Origin of the sequence: Vibrio sp. TBV020, assembly GCF_046056895.1 — a bacterium.
Classification (GTDB): Bacteria; Pseudomonadota; Gammaproteobacteria; order Enterobacterales; family Vibrionaceae; genus Vibrio.
The window spans coordinates 62,268-76,837 of record NZ_JBEEAQ010000002.1 but is presented as its reverse complement, the minus strand read 5'-3'; the positions used below and the strand labels follow the sequence as shown (position 1 = coordinate 76,837).

Annotated in this window: 21 protein-coding genes; 19 read left to right on the top strand and 2 right to left on the bottom strand. The window is 50.6% G+C overall.

The annotated features are described in order from the left end of the window. Positions 1-18 precede the first annotated feature (18 nt). Genes AAFX28_RS07730 through AAFX28_RS07695 form a run of 8 tightly spaced genes read left to right on the top strand, consistent with a single transcriptional unit; the run spans position 19 to position 5,429 of the window. Entirely contained in the window at positions 19-657 is a 639-nt protein-coding gene (locus AAFX28_RS07730) for a TIGR03759 family integrating conjugative element protein (protein ID WP_408686937.1), read from the top strand. Further along, a complete protein-coding gene (locus AAFX28_RS07725) occupies positions 633-1,157 on the top strand; it encodes a hypothetical protein (protein ID WP_408686936.1) in 525 nt (174 codons plus the stop codon). The genes AAFX28_RS07730 and AAFX28_RS07725 overlap by 25 nt, the downstream gene beginning before the upstream one ends. Continuing rightward, entirely contained in the window at positions 1,154-1,558 is a 405-nt protein-coding gene (locus AAFX28_RS07720) for a PFL_4695 family integrating conjugative element protein (RefSeq protein WP_408686935.1), read from the top strand. The genes AAFX28_RS07725 and AAFX28_RS07720 overlap by 4 nt, the downstream gene beginning before the upstream one ends. 8 nt (positions 1,559-1,566) lie before the next feature. Next, a complete protein-coding gene (locus AAFX28_RS07715) occupies positions 1,567-1,782 on the top strand; it encodes a hypothetical protein (protein WP_408686934.1) in 216 nt (71 codons plus the stop codon). A gap of 11 nt (positions 1,783-1,793) precedes the next feature. Continuing rightward, positions 1,794-1,964, top strand: coding sequence for a hypothetical protein (locus AAFX28_RS07710; RefSeq protein WP_408686933.1), 171 nt, complete (start codon positions 1,794-1,796; stop codon positions 1,962-1,964). Continuing rightward, on the top strand, positions 1,954-2,529 hold the full coding sequence (locus AAFX28_RS07705; protein WP_408686932.1) for a hypothetical protein: 576 nt from the start codon (positions 1,954-1,956) through the stop codon (positions 2,527-2,529). Before AAFX28_RS07710 ends, AAFX28_RS07705 begins: the two co-directional genes overlap by 11 nt. Positions 2,530-2,537: 8 nt before the next feature. Further along, positions 2,538-4,772, top strand: coding sequence for a type IV conjugative transfer system coupling protein TraD (gene traD, locus AAFX28_RS07700; protein ID WP_408686931.1), 2,235 nt, complete (start codon positions 2,538-2,540; stop codon positions 4,770-4,772). Positions 4,773-4,778: 6 nt separating this feature from the next. Further along, positions 4,779-5,429: a DUF4400 domain-containing protein gene (locus AAFX28_RS07695; RefSeq protein ID WP_408686930.1), complete on the top strand. Its 651-nt coding sequence runs from the start codon at positions 4,779-4,781 to the stop codon at positions 5,427-5,429. Positions 5,430-5,532: 103 nt separating this feature from the next. Here the strand turns inward: AAFX28_RS07695 and AAFX28_RS07690 are convergent, their stop codons facing one another. Further along, positions 5,533-5,991: a hypothetical protein gene (locus tag AAFX28_RS07690; protein ID WP_408686929.1), complete on the bottom strand. Its 459-nt coding sequence runs from the start codon at positions 5,989-5,991 to the stop codon at positions 5,533-5,535. Further along, positions 5,942-6,280, bottom strand: a complete 339-nt coding sequence (locus AAFX28_RS07685; protein ID WP_408686928.1) for a hypothetical protein — start codon at positions 6,278-6,280, stop codon at positions 5,942-5,944. The genes AAFX28_RS07690 and AAFX28_RS07685 overlap by 50 nt, the downstream gene beginning before the upstream one ends. A gap of 331 nt (positions 6,281-6,611) precedes the next feature. On the opposite strand from AAFX28_RS07685, the gene AAFX28_RS07680 reads away from it, so the two are divergent. The 11 genes from AAFX28_RS07680 to AAFX28_RS07630 are packed head-to-tail and all read left to right on the top strand — an operon-like array spanning position 6,612 to position 14,569. Further along, positions 6,612-6,914 (top strand): RAQPRD family integrative conjugative element protein, encoded by a 303-nt coding sequence (locus tag AAFX28_RS07680; RefSeq protein WP_408686927.1) that lies wholly within the window; start codon positions 6,612-6,614, stop codon positions 6,912-6,914. Further along, positions 6,907-7,164 carry a TIGR03758 family integrating conjugative element protein gene (locus AAFX28_RS07675; RefSeq protein WP_408686926.1) on the top strand — a complete coding sequence of 86 codons (258 nt, stop codon included), beginning with the start codon at positions 6,907-6,909 and terminating at the stop codon, positions 7,162-7,164. Before AAFX28_RS07680 ends, AAFX28_RS07675 begins: the two co-directional genes overlap by 8 nt. Next, a complete protein-coding gene (locus tag AAFX28_RS07670) occupies positions 7,161-7,493 on the top strand; it encodes a TIGR03745 family integrating conjugative element membrane protein (RefSeq protein WP_408686925.1) in 333 nt (110 codons plus the stop codon). Before AAFX28_RS07675 ends, AAFX28_RS07670 begins: the two co-directional genes overlap by 4 nt. Continuing rightward, a complete protein-coding gene (locus AAFX28_RS07665) occupies positions 7,493-7,837 on the top strand; it encodes a hypothetical protein (RefSeq protein ID WP_408686924.1) in 345 nt (114 codons plus the stop codon). Before AAFX28_RS07670 ends, AAFX28_RS07665 begins: the two co-directional genes overlap by 1 nt. Further along, complete coding sequence (locus AAFX28_RS07660; RefSeq protein ID WP_408686923.1) at positions 7,834-8,199, top strand: hypothetical protein; 366 nt, start codon at positions 7,834-7,836, stop codon at positions 8,197-8,199. The genes AAFX28_RS07665 and AAFX28_RS07660 overlap by 4 nt, the downstream gene beginning before the upstream one ends. Continuing rightward, complete coding sequence (locus AAFX28_RS07655) at positions 8,196-8,576, top strand: hypothetical protein (RefSeq protein WP_408686922.1); 381 nt, start codon at positions 8,196-8,198, stop codon at positions 8,574-8,576. The genes AAFX28_RS07660 and AAFX28_RS07655 overlap by 4 nt, the downstream gene beginning before the upstream one ends. Continuing rightward, positions 8,573-9,226, top strand: a complete 654-nt coding sequence (locus AAFX28_RS07650) for a PFL_4703 family integrating conjugative element protein (RefSeq protein WP_408686921.1) — start codon at positions 8,573-8,575, stop codon at positions 9,224-9,226. The genes AAFX28_RS07655 and AAFX28_RS07650 overlap by 4 nt, the downstream gene beginning before the upstream one ends. Further along, positions 9,226-10,050, top strand: coding sequence for a TIGR03749 family integrating conjugative element protein (locus AAFX28_RS07645; protein ID WP_408686920.1), 825 nt, complete (start codon positions 9,226-9,228; stop codon positions 10,048-10,050). Before AAFX28_RS07650 ends, AAFX28_RS07645 begins: the two co-directional genes overlap by 1 nt. Next, a complete protein-coding gene (locus AAFX28_RS07640) occupies positions 10,043-11,467 on the top strand; it encodes a TIGR03752 family integrating conjugative element protein (protein ID WP_408686919.1) in 1,425 nt (474 codons plus the stop codon). The genes AAFX28_RS07645 and AAFX28_RS07640 overlap by 8 nt, the downstream gene beginning before the upstream one ends. Continuing rightward, positions 11,454-11,858, top strand: a complete 405-nt coding sequence (locus tag AAFX28_RS07635; RefSeq protein WP_408686918.1) for a TIGR03751 family conjugal transfer lipoprotein — start codon at positions 11,454-11,456, stop codon at positions 11,856-11,858. Before AAFX28_RS07640 ends, AAFX28_RS07635 begins: the two co-directional genes overlap by 14 nt. Then, entirely contained in the window at positions 11,858-14,569 is a 2,712-nt protein-coding gene (locus AAFX28_RS07630; protein ID WP_408686917.1) for a conjugative transfer ATPase, read from the top strand. Before AAFX28_RS07635 ends, AAFX28_RS07630 begins: the two co-directional genes overlap by 1 nt. Position 14,570 lies beyond the last annotated feature (1 nt).

The following is a 14,570-nucleotide window of genomic DNA, read 5'->3' as shown; positions in this document are numbered from 1 at the left end:
CCCTTTGTATTCACTCTTTTGCTCTGGTCCGCCTTTAGCTACGCAAACGTCGTCAACACACAACACTCCTCGACCGTGATGGCAAAACAGTGGCAAGGCAGTGATTGGGACATCACGGATGAGCAGTGGCAACGCTATCAGCGTTTAATGCAAACCCCATTGACCTATGACATGCAAGACGCAACGCCTCTTGAAGTGTTGGCGATTTTTGCTCGACATGATGCCGAGCGCGACGCCTTGGCTAAACAGTTGGTTGAATTTGATAAAAAACGAACCGAGGGGTTATTGGCCTTGGACGTGGCGTATCGACAGGCATGGAAAACTCAATACCCAAATTTAAGCGTGGTGGGGAATGCTTTGCCTGAGCGGGTGGTGCTGTTTGTTTCCTCGCAGTGCGATGACTGCTTGGATGCCTTAAAGGCCTGGCGCTCTCAAGGGGTGTCGGTGGACGTCTATTTGGTTGATGGGCAAGGAAATGACCGCAAACTTCGCGCATGGGCCGCAAAAGCCGGCATACGTCAAGCGGATGTGACGGATAAACACATCACCCTTAACCACGACAAGCGCGGTTTATGGTTTAACTTAGCTAAGGGGCAACCCGCTCCTGTGGCAATGGCAGCGCGAGGTGAACAATGGGTCGTCGTGTCGCTGCCTTAATGTTACTTATCAGCACTGGCGCCTGGGCTGAGGTCAGTCAAGTGCCTGCGCTCTATCAACAGGTGGCCAGTGAACATCGTATTCCGGCAACAGTGCTCTACAGTTTAGCGCTTGGAGAAAGTCAGGTTCGCTTGCAAAGCGGCCTCGTTCGCCCTTGGCCGTGGACCTTAAACGTTAAAGGTAAGCCTTACTTTTATCCTGACTATGAACAGGCTTGCCAAGCCTTGACTCGATTTTTGGAGTACACCGAATCGGTGGATATTGGGTTAACGCAGCACAACTGGTATTGGCAAAAAGCGCACTTTACCGCGCCTTGTGAGGCCTTTTTCCCTGAGCGTAACCTTCACCATGCCGCTAAGTTGCTCTTAGAAGGGTATGCCAAACATCAGGACTGGGTGGAAGCGGCAGGGTATTTTCATCGCCCCGCAGGGGGAGCGCCCGCTGAGCGCTATAAAGCCACCTTTGCCTCATTACTCAATCAATTTAAGGAGCGCTTATGAGCCGTTATTGTATCAAGTTATGGCTAGGTGCTGTTCTCCTGGCGGTAGGACTGCAGACTCACGCTGCAAGTGACCCCTTTATGGCGATGCTTCCCGTTACAACCGCGGAGCTCTCTCCCGGCAAAGTCCAGACGCACGCCTTACCCAAAGATGTGGTGCTCAATCAACCCCTGTTTATTGTCGGAGATGATGCACTTTCCCATCGATGGCTTAAAGCAAAGTCCGATTATCTTCGACGCATTAATGCGAAAGGCATTGTGGTCAACAGCAGTAAACAAGGTTGGCTGCGCTTATCTCGCTATTCCTTGCCCTTATATCCCGTTCAAGGTCATGACTTTGCTAAGGCGTTTGGGCTCACCCATTACCCCGTACTGATTGAACACCGCACCATTAAGCAATAGGAGAGTTTATGCCTATACAGACGTTATCGAATGGCGATGTTCAACAAATCATCGCCACCACACACCGAGTCTTAGCGGACTCCACCTTAAGTCCGGTCATTATGACATTAGCGGATTTATGTCAGCAGCATCAGGTTCGCCCTGAGCAAGGGCTTATGATGTTATTGAAACGCAGCAAACAAGAAGAGGTTGAGCAAACAGGCCCAGCCGTTACTGACGAATAGGAGACGTTGAGATGAGCATCAATAGTGACCACCCCTTTGCCCAAATGGTACTGCCAACTCGAATCACACTGCCGAAAAAAATCACGCAAGAGGCCAAAGAGAAAGGGGATATCCGCCGCCGTATCGAGTATTTAGAAGAGCGTGCGGAATTTGAAAGGGAATGGGGGAAATATGACGATTAATTCGATGACTTGCGTGTGTGGTGCGTACTTTGAGGGGGATGGGTATACCCTTGTTTATCACTGCCCTCACACCGAACAAGATGCCCATGTTGCCCCTGACTCCAATCCCACCTATTGCGACTATGAGGACACGAAAGTGAACACTGAAATCACAACGAATAAGACCTTTAAACACGTTGCCAGACAACTTGTTGATGCCATTGCTAAGGCTCTGGAGACTCTGGGGCGTCAGTCCGATATGGCATCGATTCAATGTCATGCGATGGACATTGATAAGCTTTACGTCGATTATTGCCAAGAGAAGTTGTCGACATATGACCCTAACGCTCTAGAGCTTGTGGCTGCGCTAGAAAGCAATGTCACAGGCCAAAACACCCCAAGACATTTGCACGGTCGAAGTCAGCGAGTAGTGGCATTAGAGGCCTACTTTGACAAGCATCCTGTCACTGATGAGGGGTTAGCGGGGCTTCGCAATCTACTCCAGTATGACAAGGCTTATTTCGATAAACTCTTAGCCTCACTGCTCCCTTTATTTGAACAACGTTCATTCGATAGCGCCTCATAGGGAAAACCATGAGCGGTTATGTTGAAGGCTTATTAAGACCCGCGGAAGAGTTACTCAGTGCGGCCATGTTTGGGTTTGCTTGTTTTTTGGTGATGCTGCGACCTGACTTTTTTATGTTGTCAGAGGCTCTGCGTATCGGTGTTGGCGCCAGTTTATTTACGTGTATGCTGATTCGGCTCAAGCAAGGCCTGGATGTGCTCGCTTATCGCCAGGGACTCTTAAAACTGCCGTATTGGGAAATGGCGTCGGTGGATATGCCGGTGTACAAGAGCAAGCTTTTTCTCGGTAAAGGCTTTCAAATGTTGCCTCGCCATGCGCAGCGGCTGTACGACTCTCGTCAGATTTGGGCAGAGAAGTATGTCACGCCCTCTAAACTGTATGGTTTTGCGCGAGCGATGGAGGCCAAATACGAAGGCACCTGGATAGAAGCGTTCTGGGCAGGGAAAAAAATCTGGCGACGCGCTGGCATGTGGGCAGGCATTATCAATGCCTTTTTGCGAGCCATCAATCCCGTCCCCCCTTTACCTCCAGTGGGGGGAGACAGCCGAATGCATGGGGTGGGGCTGGAAGATGAAAGGGACTGCCTGCTTCCGATGAGCGCCCGGGCAGGGCATATGTTGGTGTTGGGCACGACAGGCGTGGGGAAAACTCGCTTAGCAGAGCTTGTCGTCACTCAAGATATTCGACGGGGCGATGTGGTGTTTGTCTTCGATCCAAAAGGCGATGCGGATATGCTGCTTCGTATGTACATCGAATGCCTTCGCGCTGGCCGCTTAGATGAGTTCTATGTCATGCACCTGGGTTATTGTGACCAAAGTGGCCGCTATTCACCCACAGGGCGATTTGGACGTATTACCGAAGTGGCGACTCGTGTATCAGGGCAGCTCGATGGCGGAGGCAACAGCGCTGCGTTTAAGCAGTTTGCTTGGCGATTTGTCAATATCATTGCCAGAGCTTTAGACGCGCTGGGCCGTAAGCCCGATATGGCCTCGATTCAACGCTACGTGACAGCCATTGATGAGCTGTATGTCGATTATTGCCTGAAAAAACTGCCCACTTACCATCCCAAAGCGCCGGAGCTTGTCGCAGCATTAGAGAGCAATGTGACTGATAAGAATACCCCAAGACATCTGCAGGGACGAAGCAAGCGAGTGGTCGCACTGGAAACTTATTTTAATGAGCACCCCATCCCAGACGATGTGCTAGCGGGGCTTCGCAGCGCCATTCAGTATGACAAAACCTATTTTGATAAAATCGTCGCTTCATTATTGCCATTACTTGAAAAACTGGGCACCGGTAAAACGGCCGAAATCATCTCCCCAAAACACACCCCGAGTGACGAAAGGCCGGTGATTGACTGGCGTGAAGTCATTATGCAAGGGGGCGTGGTGTATGTCGGCCTCGATGCGCTCTCTGATACCACGGTCGCCGCGGCGTTTGGTAACTCCATGTTTGCCGATTTGTGCTCATTGGCGGGCGAAATTTATAAGTTCGGTAACGCCCCGGGGTTTACCAAAGTCAAACCTCGCAACATCATGATACACGCCGATGAGTTTAACGAGCTGATTGGTGATGAGTTTATCCCAATTTTGAATAAAGCCAGGGGCGCTAAGTTTGTCGTCACGGCTTACACTCAAACTGAGTCTGATATTGAGGCAAGATTGGGCGCCACATCAAAAGCGGAGCAAGTCAAAGGCAACTTTAACAGTTTAATTTGCCTGCGCGTTCGTGAGAAAAAAACCGCGCAAATCCTCACCTCACGAATGCAATCTGTGACCATAAAAGAAGTTTTGCCCGACACGGGCGCCTCAGATTCACCCGGCAGTGATACCGGCTTTCGCTCGAGCAACAAAGACACCTTGCAAAATAAAGAGGTGTTATTGGTCAATGACAATGACATTACCAACTTGCCGATTGGGCAGGCGTACGCAGAGCTTGAAGGCTCAAAAATATGGAAACTTCGTTTTCCACTCCCATCCAACAAAGGCGATGAAGCCTTGCCTGAGGATATCCAAACCTTAGTAGATGGCATGTTAGAGAAAAACCAATCGGTCAAAGACACCAACGCTTGGCTCCATGAAAGCGAACAGTTTCAACAAGACATTGAGAGGGCTTACCATGAGTTCGACGAAGAAGAGTTGCAAGACTTGCTTTGCCAACCATCTAGTCTGGCCGCGCTCGGGACATACGCAGCATCTGGCAACGTGGCTGACCCCCTTACATCCCATCATCAACTCTCGTAAACGCTTATGCCAGAACAACACCCGCGTACCCAATCCGTAAAAAAAGAGGAGCCAACCCCTTGGTATGGCTTGCCTTTTGTTGCTTTAGGGCATCTTTTTTGGATATGGCTTTTATTGATTGTGATTGAGTGGCTCGCCCCGTTTTGGGGTGGCGTCACCGGTCTCAATGCGCAGCACCTTTTTTTACAGCAATTGGAGAATCTTCATCAAGAGATGCCGGGTAGTGTCGATCGACTTCTGGCCATCCTAGCCAGTGGTATGGAATATCTTGTCCCCATCCTCACGATTGAGTTCACAGGGCTCTTTGCCTTTCTCACCCCCTATTGGCATGGGGTGGTTTACGTCACCCTGTCACTCTTTGCCCGTATCGCCATTTTACTGTTCTGCTACCCATTATTTTTGCTGGTTTTCTTCTTGGGCGCGTTTGATGGGTTAGTGGTGCGTCAGCGTCGGGTGGCGTTTATGGACAGAGAAACGGAAACGAAGCATTTTTACAGTCGTAAAGGCCTGCCTTGGTTTGTGGTAGGGCTCAGTTATGCGTGGTTATTGCTGCCTGGAATTTGGTCCATCTCTTCGTTCGGTTTACTGTTGCCCGGAGCCATTCTTACCGGGATCTTAGTGCGCACCGCTTTTGCGACGTACAAGAAATATCTATAAGAGGGGCTGGAAATTTTCTGGGGCTCTAGCGTAGAGCCCTAGAATGGATCACTTTAGATGATCGTTAGTGGGGCAGTTGTCCATGTTCGGTGACACTTCGTTTTTATTCGTACACGTTCAACGCTTCACTCACCTTAAAGGGACCATGGATCTTAGATTCAAATCTGTCCAGGCTTCCTTGATCAACCTGCATTGGGCGTTGAGCTAGGTAAGGTTCGATCGCTATGTATCGAGTAAAGAGCGCTTTCACATCATCACTTTGCTTTGCCAGTACACGCTCTAAGTGTGCAACTTCACGAGTTAAACAATCATTAAACGCTTTTTGGGCTACGTAGGACAATACTGCTTGTTTATTGTCCTCATTAAGCTGGCTTACCCAGTCGTCTTTCGGCAGTTGCTTATGACCGGAATCCCCCAATAGAAAACACGCCGTTTTTCTTGCATTCAGTGCTTCATAAGCTTCGGTGAGCTCTAGCCCATGACTAAAAGAGGGAAGTGATATCAATGACAAACTACAAAGCAGCACTGGTAACACATTTCCAAAACCTTTGTTCTTTGCCATGACTAAAATACTCCTCTTGTGCGGCAATATTATACACTTCTCTTCGTAAGATAGGGTTAATGGCACCGAAAGCCTGAGCCAAATCATCCCAATGGTACGTGTAAATCTCTTTTGATGTTTGAGAAAGGGTTGCCCTTCGCCCTGAAAAAATATCGATAAGTGGACTGGCGATGACTAACGCTGAAAGTTGATTGGCGAGATCGACCTTGTAACTTATCATTTTTAGGGCATGTTCCGAGCGAGCAGATAATGTCAGCCCCGTGATATAGCATCGCTCTCTTAATGACATACTTATCTCCTTTATATTCATTGCTTTTAAGATAAATACAGGTTTAGTGCCAATAAAAAAGTGCGCAGAAAGAGTCAGTTAGGGTATTGAATTTATAGATAGGGCAAAGGATAACCACAAACAATGCAACATATTGCTCATGTAGGGACATTCGCTGTATACAAAGTGCATCATTGCATACAAAAGCATTAAAAAAACATCCCCGTAAGGATATCATAAGTTTCAAAATAAATACTCAACAAAAGTATTTTAAAAAAATATTTTTGTTGAGTATTTATCATGCCCTTTTTTGCTAGCGTGTTGTCTATGACATTCACACAAGGACAACCGCATGAAAAAGTCTCTGTTATGGCTGCTCTGCATCATCGCTTTGCCTGCCAGCGCCGACCGGGAAAGTGAGCATCAAGAGCTCCATCTTTTGCTTAACCAACTCGATAAGCTCGACTACCTCATCACGAGGGCAGAGCGAGAAGCTGATTATCGCCTTAATCGGCAGTTCGATTACGACGCCTTGCGCCTGGACGTGCGCACCATCCAGTCGGGTATCCACGCCTACCTCAACCCCAAACGTCAAGAGCCAACTCCCATTGAGCCAATCAGTGGTGATTATCTGATAAAGGCCACTTATGAGTGATATCTCTCCTGGACGAACGGGCAGTGCTTTTGAGCATGCCGCGGGCTTTAGTGCCGATACGCTTGCCTTGCTGTTGGCTGCGTTAGCCTCTGCGTTGTTACTGGCGTGGGTGCTTTGGGTCGCTTGGAGCGGCTATAAGGGCATGAAAAACAAAAAAGTTCACGTCGAGGTGTTTCGACGCATGCTGTTTCGCGCCTGTTTTCTCTTTCTCATTCTTCAATGGTTACTCTACTACGGAGTCAGTGTATGAAACGACGGATAATAAGCGTACTCGGTGCGCTCTCTTTTTCTGCCTTTGCGGCCGTGCCTCAAAACCAGCAGCCGACTCAAGGCAGCTCAAACAATGTTCTGCAGATGATTTACTACTACGCCTACGACATCGCGCTTTATGGTGGCGGAATGTTTATCGCGTTCTGTTTTCTCTACTTCTTAGCTCATATGTGGGACTTGTACAGCAAGACCAAAGATAAGCAAGCCACCAAAAAAGACCTGTTGACCGACGCCATTATCGGGGCGGTATTACTGCTGCTCTCTATCTGGGGGCTCAATTACGGCCTCAATATTCTGGAGGGCGTGTGATGAAAACCGCTGCTTGTTTAGATGTGATGCCCCCTTTTTACAAAGGCCTTTCACAAGGGGAGATGGGGGCGTTGGTTCTGGTGTGCATGAGCCTGCTTTCCATTCCAGGTATCGCTCTGGCGTTATGGTTTGAGATGGGCATTGTCCTTATCAGTGCGCTGATGCTTGGCATTGTGGGACCTTTTATGTTGCCTAAGTTTTTGATGCGAAAGCTCAGCCGACTGAAAACGCACCACTGCAAACACTACGCCGCAAAACGCATTCACCATTGGCGCCGCCGTGATTGTTATATCACGCAGACACGCCGCTTTGCGACCAAACGAACGATGACGGAGGCACTATGAAAAACGTCGCCCCAGAGACTTCCCCGCAAACTTTTCATATTTACCCAGAGGGTGGGGAGGGCATTTTACTCCATGGCTGGCAACGTGCGTACGCCGAATTTGACGTGCAATGGCAAGTGCATAACCACATCGACACATTGCGCATTCGTCAGGTGATGTATGAAGCGACCGACCACAGTTGGCTGCTGGTTGAAACCGTCACCCAGGGTAATGTGGCTAAGGGTTATCAACGTTGTCAGGCCTGGCATTTTGCCAATAAATCCTGCGTCAAAGGTGCGCCATTTATTCATCGTCAATACTTGCGAGAGCTATTTGGCGCGTGTGGCATCCCTTATCAGGTTGTGGTGGGGGAAGCCTCATGAATCATTCTGCCTTTAACTTGGAAGAGAAAGCCTTTGAGCCCTTTTTCTTAGAAAAAGCCTCGCCCTTTGGCCGTGACATTGTGTTCGAAGGGGTGGTGTTAGCCGAGGTTCATGCCGAGGCGTACCAATACCGTTTATACCACACCAACGCCACCAAACCCGAGCACCAGTTCGTGATGGCGCGAATGCGCCTTCAAGATGGGGTGGTGAAGGCTGAGCTTATCGGCCTGGAAGATACCGATGCCTTTGAAGCCTTTTTTGAGCACCCGAGTGAATTCGATTTGGGGCTGAATGTGCTGCATGAGATTTGTCGTCAAAGTCAGTTCCCGGGCTATCGCACATTCGGGCAATGCACCACGTTAGGAGATGCGCGATGAATACCCCTTCAAAGAAAAGCCGCTTTCGCAGTGCACTAGCAGGAAGAGACAGCCATATTCGCACGCTGCGAGCCGGTCTCGCCATGATGACCGGTGTGGCAGGGTTTGCTTGTTATGGCTGGTTATCCGCAGGGCAAGACTTCACGGTCCATAACCCGCCAGATTTAAGCTCAGGTTCGTCACGTCCCTGGTGGGAAGTGCCAGAGCCCAATGTCTACGATTTTGCCGTCAACTTATTCAGCTTGATTAACCGCTGGCAAAAAGATGGCAGTCAAGAGTACAGCCGCAATCTGCATCTCTATACCCATTATCTCACGCCGCAGTGTCGCAAAGTGTTGGAGCAAGACGAACAAAACAAACGTCTTAAAGGGGAGCTTTCAGGGCGTGAGCGCAGCTTATCGCCCATCCCTGGGTACGGCTACCGAGATTGGCGCGTCACCACCAATAGCAAAGACAGCTGGACCGTACAGGTGGATTTAGAGCTCAAAGAGTATGTGGACAGCACCTTGGTCAAGCATAACTACAGCCGCTGGCCATTGCGTATCGTGCGTTACGACGTCGATGTAGAAAACAACCCTTGGAAGCTTGCCATTGACTGTTTCGATGGACCTGCTCGTGAAATTCAATTTAACAAAGAGGGCACCCAATAATGTTTCGTTTTCTTTTGGCGGTACTGCTGATGCTTCATGCAATGAGTGTGTCTGCAGTGACGCCTCGCGCTCTTGAATGGCAAGGCTCCCCTTTAGCCATTACGTTAACGCCAGGGCAAGAGACCACCTTACGCTTTAGTGATGATGTTCGAGTGGCAACGCCTGCCTACTTATCAAGCGCCTTATCGGTGACCTCACTGGCAGGGCAGGTCTATCTGACCGCTCATGCCCCTTTTGATGTGTCACGTCTTCATGTTGAACGACTGCACGATGGCATGAGGCTGCTTTTGGATGTGAATGCCAAAGAGGAGGTAATGACCCCACCGCGCATTGATATTGTGTGGGCAAAACAAAACCGTGGTGAGCCAAACGTTACTGAGCAAGCGCCATCCGAAGCTCATTTTCAAGCGTTGAAAATGGCGCCAGAGGCACTGCTTGTGCGCTACGCGATGCAAAGCTTATACAGCCCAAGTTTTGCTATTGAGCCTCTTCCCGGCGTCACACGTGCGCCGATGGGTTTGCCTCATGATATCGCTGATAGTGCGTTTCCTAAGTGGCGTGTTCAAGCTAAGCCCCTTGCCGCTTGGCAATTGGGAGGAAAGGTCGTGACCGCAGTAAAGCTAACCAATCTGCAACCAACCAAACAGACGCTTGATCCAAGAGGCGTCACGCTGGCAGGTCGTTGCCTTCTCGATGCCTGTCAAGTGAGCTTTTCTCACAGTGAGCTAGGCGCACAAGGTGTAGAGCAAGACAATGCCACCGCCTTTATTGTGACGCCAGGGGCGTTAGCGTCTCACCTTCTCTTAGGGGGACGTCATGACTAAACGCAATCCTTTTTTACTGGTGCTTGCAGGCTTTGGCGTCGTGGTGTTTGGGGGATTGATTTTTTTAGTCAATACCGCGCCACCGATGCCCGAAGAGACTGAGCAAGCCACCACAGAGCCCATTACCGTTGCCGTGGATGACAAACAGCTTTCTATCATGGGCGCTTTTTCCGATGCGCCGGTCGATACCCTGCGCACCGTCAGTGCCTCTTACCAACAAACCCAGACCGCTCAGGCAAAACTCGAAGCGGGGCTTTCTGAAATGAAAGACGAGCAAGAGAAACAAGTCAGCCAACTGGAAGCGCAAGTAGAGCAGCTAGGCGCACGCTTAGACACGGCTCTGACCAACTTAGAATTAGCCACCAATGCCAGTCGTCAGGAGCTCCAGGTGCGTCAGCAACCCATTCAAGACACGTTAGGTCATACTCATCCCGCCTCGCCATATGACGAGCTCGGTATTGATAGTGCCAAGCAAGGACATCAAGCGTGGGAAGAGCAAGAGTCACGCACCGCTCAAGGTCAAGTCTTAGTGTGGACCGAGCCTCTTGATGCAAAACAAGATGAAAAAGGTCAATGGTTAACCCCAGCATTAAAAGCGATGCAAACGGTAGGAGCGCAAGCTGGAGATACCTTTGAGCAAAGCAGTGCCCGCTTTGACAATGACCTAGGCACACCGGTCTACACTCTGCATCGAGGCAGCGTGCTGGCCGATTCCGTCAGTTTGACGGCGCTGATGGGGCGCATTCCCATGAATGGACAAGTCACCGACCCTTACCCTTTTTCCATGATTGTCGGCGCCAATAACCTGATGGCCAGCGGCTTTACGTTGCCAGATATCCAAGGGGCGATTGTCACCGGTACCGTGACAGGCGATTGGAGTCTGTCATGCGTGCGCGGCGTGGTGGAGTCGATCGACTTTATTCGCGCCGATGGCACCATCCTTTCCTATCCAGAAGAGAGTGGGGCGATTGACTCTGGCTTTGATGGAAGCAGCATTAAGACCGATGAACTGGGTTTTCTGGCCGACCCAAATGGCAATCCATGTTTATCTGGCGTTCGCATCTCCAATGCGCCGCAATACCTGACCACCAAGGGGTTATTGGACGCGGCGACCGCGGCAGCCAATGCAGCGTCGATTGCTCAGAAAACCGTCTCGGTGGAGGGCAATACCACTACGTCATCCCTTACCGGCAATGCTATGAAAAGTGCCGCGGGTGAGTCAGCGGCGGCCTTTACCTCTACGGTCTCTGACTTTATCCAGGCGCGTATGGGCAGCACCTTTGACATTGTCTATGTCGAGCCTGGTGTAAGCGCCGCCATTCATCTTCGTAAACCCATCACCTTACGCGCACCCAATACACCGGTGCGGGTGAACTATGCGACGACAACGCAAGGAGTCACCTATGCCTTACCTTAATCTTCTTTTCGCTTCCCTTTTTGTCATGAGCGCTGTTGGGTGCTCAACCGTTCAAGATGACACACTGCCCACACCGAACACCAATGTAGAGAAGGTGTGGCAGCAGCAAATGGGCCAGCAAGGTAGCATCGATTCAATGGGTGAGGCTTTTGCGCCGCTTGATGCTCAGCAACTGGCTGAGCGCCAAAGTGATTATGCTAGGGACAGTTGGCGTGAAGCGACCAACCCATTCCCAAGACTGCCTAACCCCGACATCGTGATGTATGTGATGCCACACAAAGTCGGCAACTTGCCCATTCCAGGGTACACCACGGTGTTTCCGCTTTACGAGCGGGTGCATTATGCCACGCCGATGCAGAGCCCTGCGAACCTACCCAAGGAGACTTGGTGATGCTACAAGCGATTAAACGCCATACCCTAGATTTTTTTACTGAAGGTAAACACTTAGAAGCCCCGGGCTTAGATTACAGTGTGCCGCCTTCGTTTGCGGCCAACCTGCCTTGGATTGAAGTCAGTGATAAAGGCTTGGTTCAACTTGAAGATGGACGTTCATTGGGGCTGTTTCTTGATATCACCCCAGTGACCACTGAAGATAAGACGCAGCAAGCCCTTACGAAGCTCACTCGCAGTGTGGCGCACACCTTAACGTCACTCATTGATGAAGATAACCCATGGGTGGTTCAAATCTTTGCTCGTGATGTCGATAACTTTGGTGACATTACCGACACCCTGTGGGAGCAAGCGCGGGTCAAAGATGAATTTACTCGCGCCGTTCTCGATGCCGATAAGCGCCACTTTGACCTCATTGGTCGAGAGCAGGGGATTTTTGCCGTCGATAACCGGCCATGGCGAGCCCGTGAGCGCCAAGTGCGACTCGCCATTTATCGCTGGATGCCAGAAGAGGCCAACGAGGCTCAGCTGCAGAAAAATTTGAGTAAACTCAAAAGCATTCGCAGGCAACTGCTTTCTCCAAGTAGCTTGGGGAATGTAGGCATTGGCATCAAACCCAGCAGCGGCGAAAGCATTCATGGTTGGCTGAGTCCTTTCTTCAATCCATCAGGCATACGAGGAGAAACCCTTCGCTATCGAAAACCGCGCAGCGTGATTGACCAGGACTTTTCAGAGCGATTGCTTCGAAGCGGCATTCGCTCCGATGCAGACAACGGGCTGTGGTGGTTTGATGGAGAGCGCCCTGTAGCAACTCGCGTCATGGAGCTTGACTCCTGGGACAATGAGCAGTTTCTGTCCGGGGCACTGTTTGGGGAAGTGTGTGAAGAAGGCGATAAGAGCCCTCAGAGTGTGGTGTTTGATGAATTGCCTCCCGGCACCATGATGGCGATGACGTTAGTGGCGCAAAGTAAAGCGCAAGCCAGAGCTCGAATTAAGGTCGTCAAGGAAGCTGCCGTCGGGGATGAGCCTGAGCTTGAAGCCTTGCGAGAGCGGTGCGATGACTTTGATACCCATGTAGAGAAACACCCCTTATGGCGCGGCCAATTGGCTTTTTACCTGCAGGGGGAGAGTGTCAGTGACATTGAGGAGCGCACCGATTCACTTCGGGCAATTTTCAATAGCCGCAGCTTAGCGCTGCGCTTTATCAAAAACAGTGACCAAGAGTCCCCCCTTGATAGCTACCTTCGCTGGCTGCCGATGAATTATCACCCCGAGCAAGACAATAAGCTGTGGTATTGCGGCTGGGTATGGCTCGAAGACATGTTGGCACTGTCGCCGCTGTTTGGCCGAGCGACCGGAACCGGTAGTGATTTGTTCCACTATTACAATCGGGGAGGGGAGCTGTTTGGGTTCGACCCATTAAGCGACTACCTGTCCAATGCGCACCTCAATTTATTTGGTCCTTCGGGCTCAGGCAAATCGGCTACTCTGGTCGGTCAATGCTTGCGTTTATTGGCCTCTAAGCGGCCTCGACTGTTTATCATTGAAGCGGGGAACAGCTTTGGTCCCTTTGGCGCTTTTTGTGAGCGCTATGGGTTAAGTGTCAATCGCATTCAGGTCAATGGACGCTCAAAAGGGCTCATGGCGCCTTTTGCCGATGCGAAACACTTAGTCGGCCAGGCCATTCCTAACGTCAGTGACGACAAAGCGCTAGAGGTCGAGCACCTTAATGATAACGACTCACCAGACGATGACGAGCGTGACATTCTTGGTGAGCTGGAAATCATGGCCAGATTGATGATAACCGGTGGTGAGAAGCGGGAAATGGACGATTATCGCCGCGCTGACTCCTCCATGGTGCGTGAAGCGATAAAAGTGGCCGCGGAGTCTTGTCACCAAGCGCAGTGCCAGGTGCGCCCAAGCCATGTAAAAGACGCTTTATTGGCCTTTAGTGAAGAGAGAAAGCGTCCAGAAGCGCGACGGGCACGAGCGCGGATGATGGGCGAAGCGATGGCCTTTTTCTGTGAAGGGTTAGAGGGACAAATCTTCGACCAGGATGCCGAGCACTGGCCAGAGGCTGATGTGACCATCATTGATTTAGGCCTGTACGCAAAGACCGGCTACGAAGCGCAGATGGCCGCGGCCTACATCTCGCTTATCAACCGCATCAATACCATCGCAGAGCGCGACCAATATTCAGGGCGTGACATTGTCACCCTTACCGATGAAGCGCACCTCATTGTCACCAATGAGCTGCTTGCCCCTTATGCGGTCAAAATCGTCAAGATGTGGCGAAAACTCCGAGCTTGGTTCTGGCTTGCCACCCAAGACTTAGCGGATTTTCCTTCGATTGCGAGGAAAATGCTCAACAACGCCGAGTGGTGGGTGATGCTCAATATGCCCGAAGATGAGCTCACCAACTTAGAAGCGTTTAAAAAGCTTTCGGAGGCAGAAAAAAACCTTATTCGCTCAATGCAATCGGAAAAACACAAGTACAAAGAAGGCGTGGTCACCGGTATGGATGGCAAATTGATGCAGCGTTTTCGCGTCGTGCCGCCCGCACTCTACCTGGCATTAGGCGAAACCGATGGGGAGGCCAAAGAAGCTCGTCAAGCCTTGATGCAAGCGCAAGGGATAAGTGAGCTGGATGCCTGTTTGCTTAAAGCGCAGCAGATTGAACAAGCTCGCATGGATTACTGTGGGGAGGGGTAGT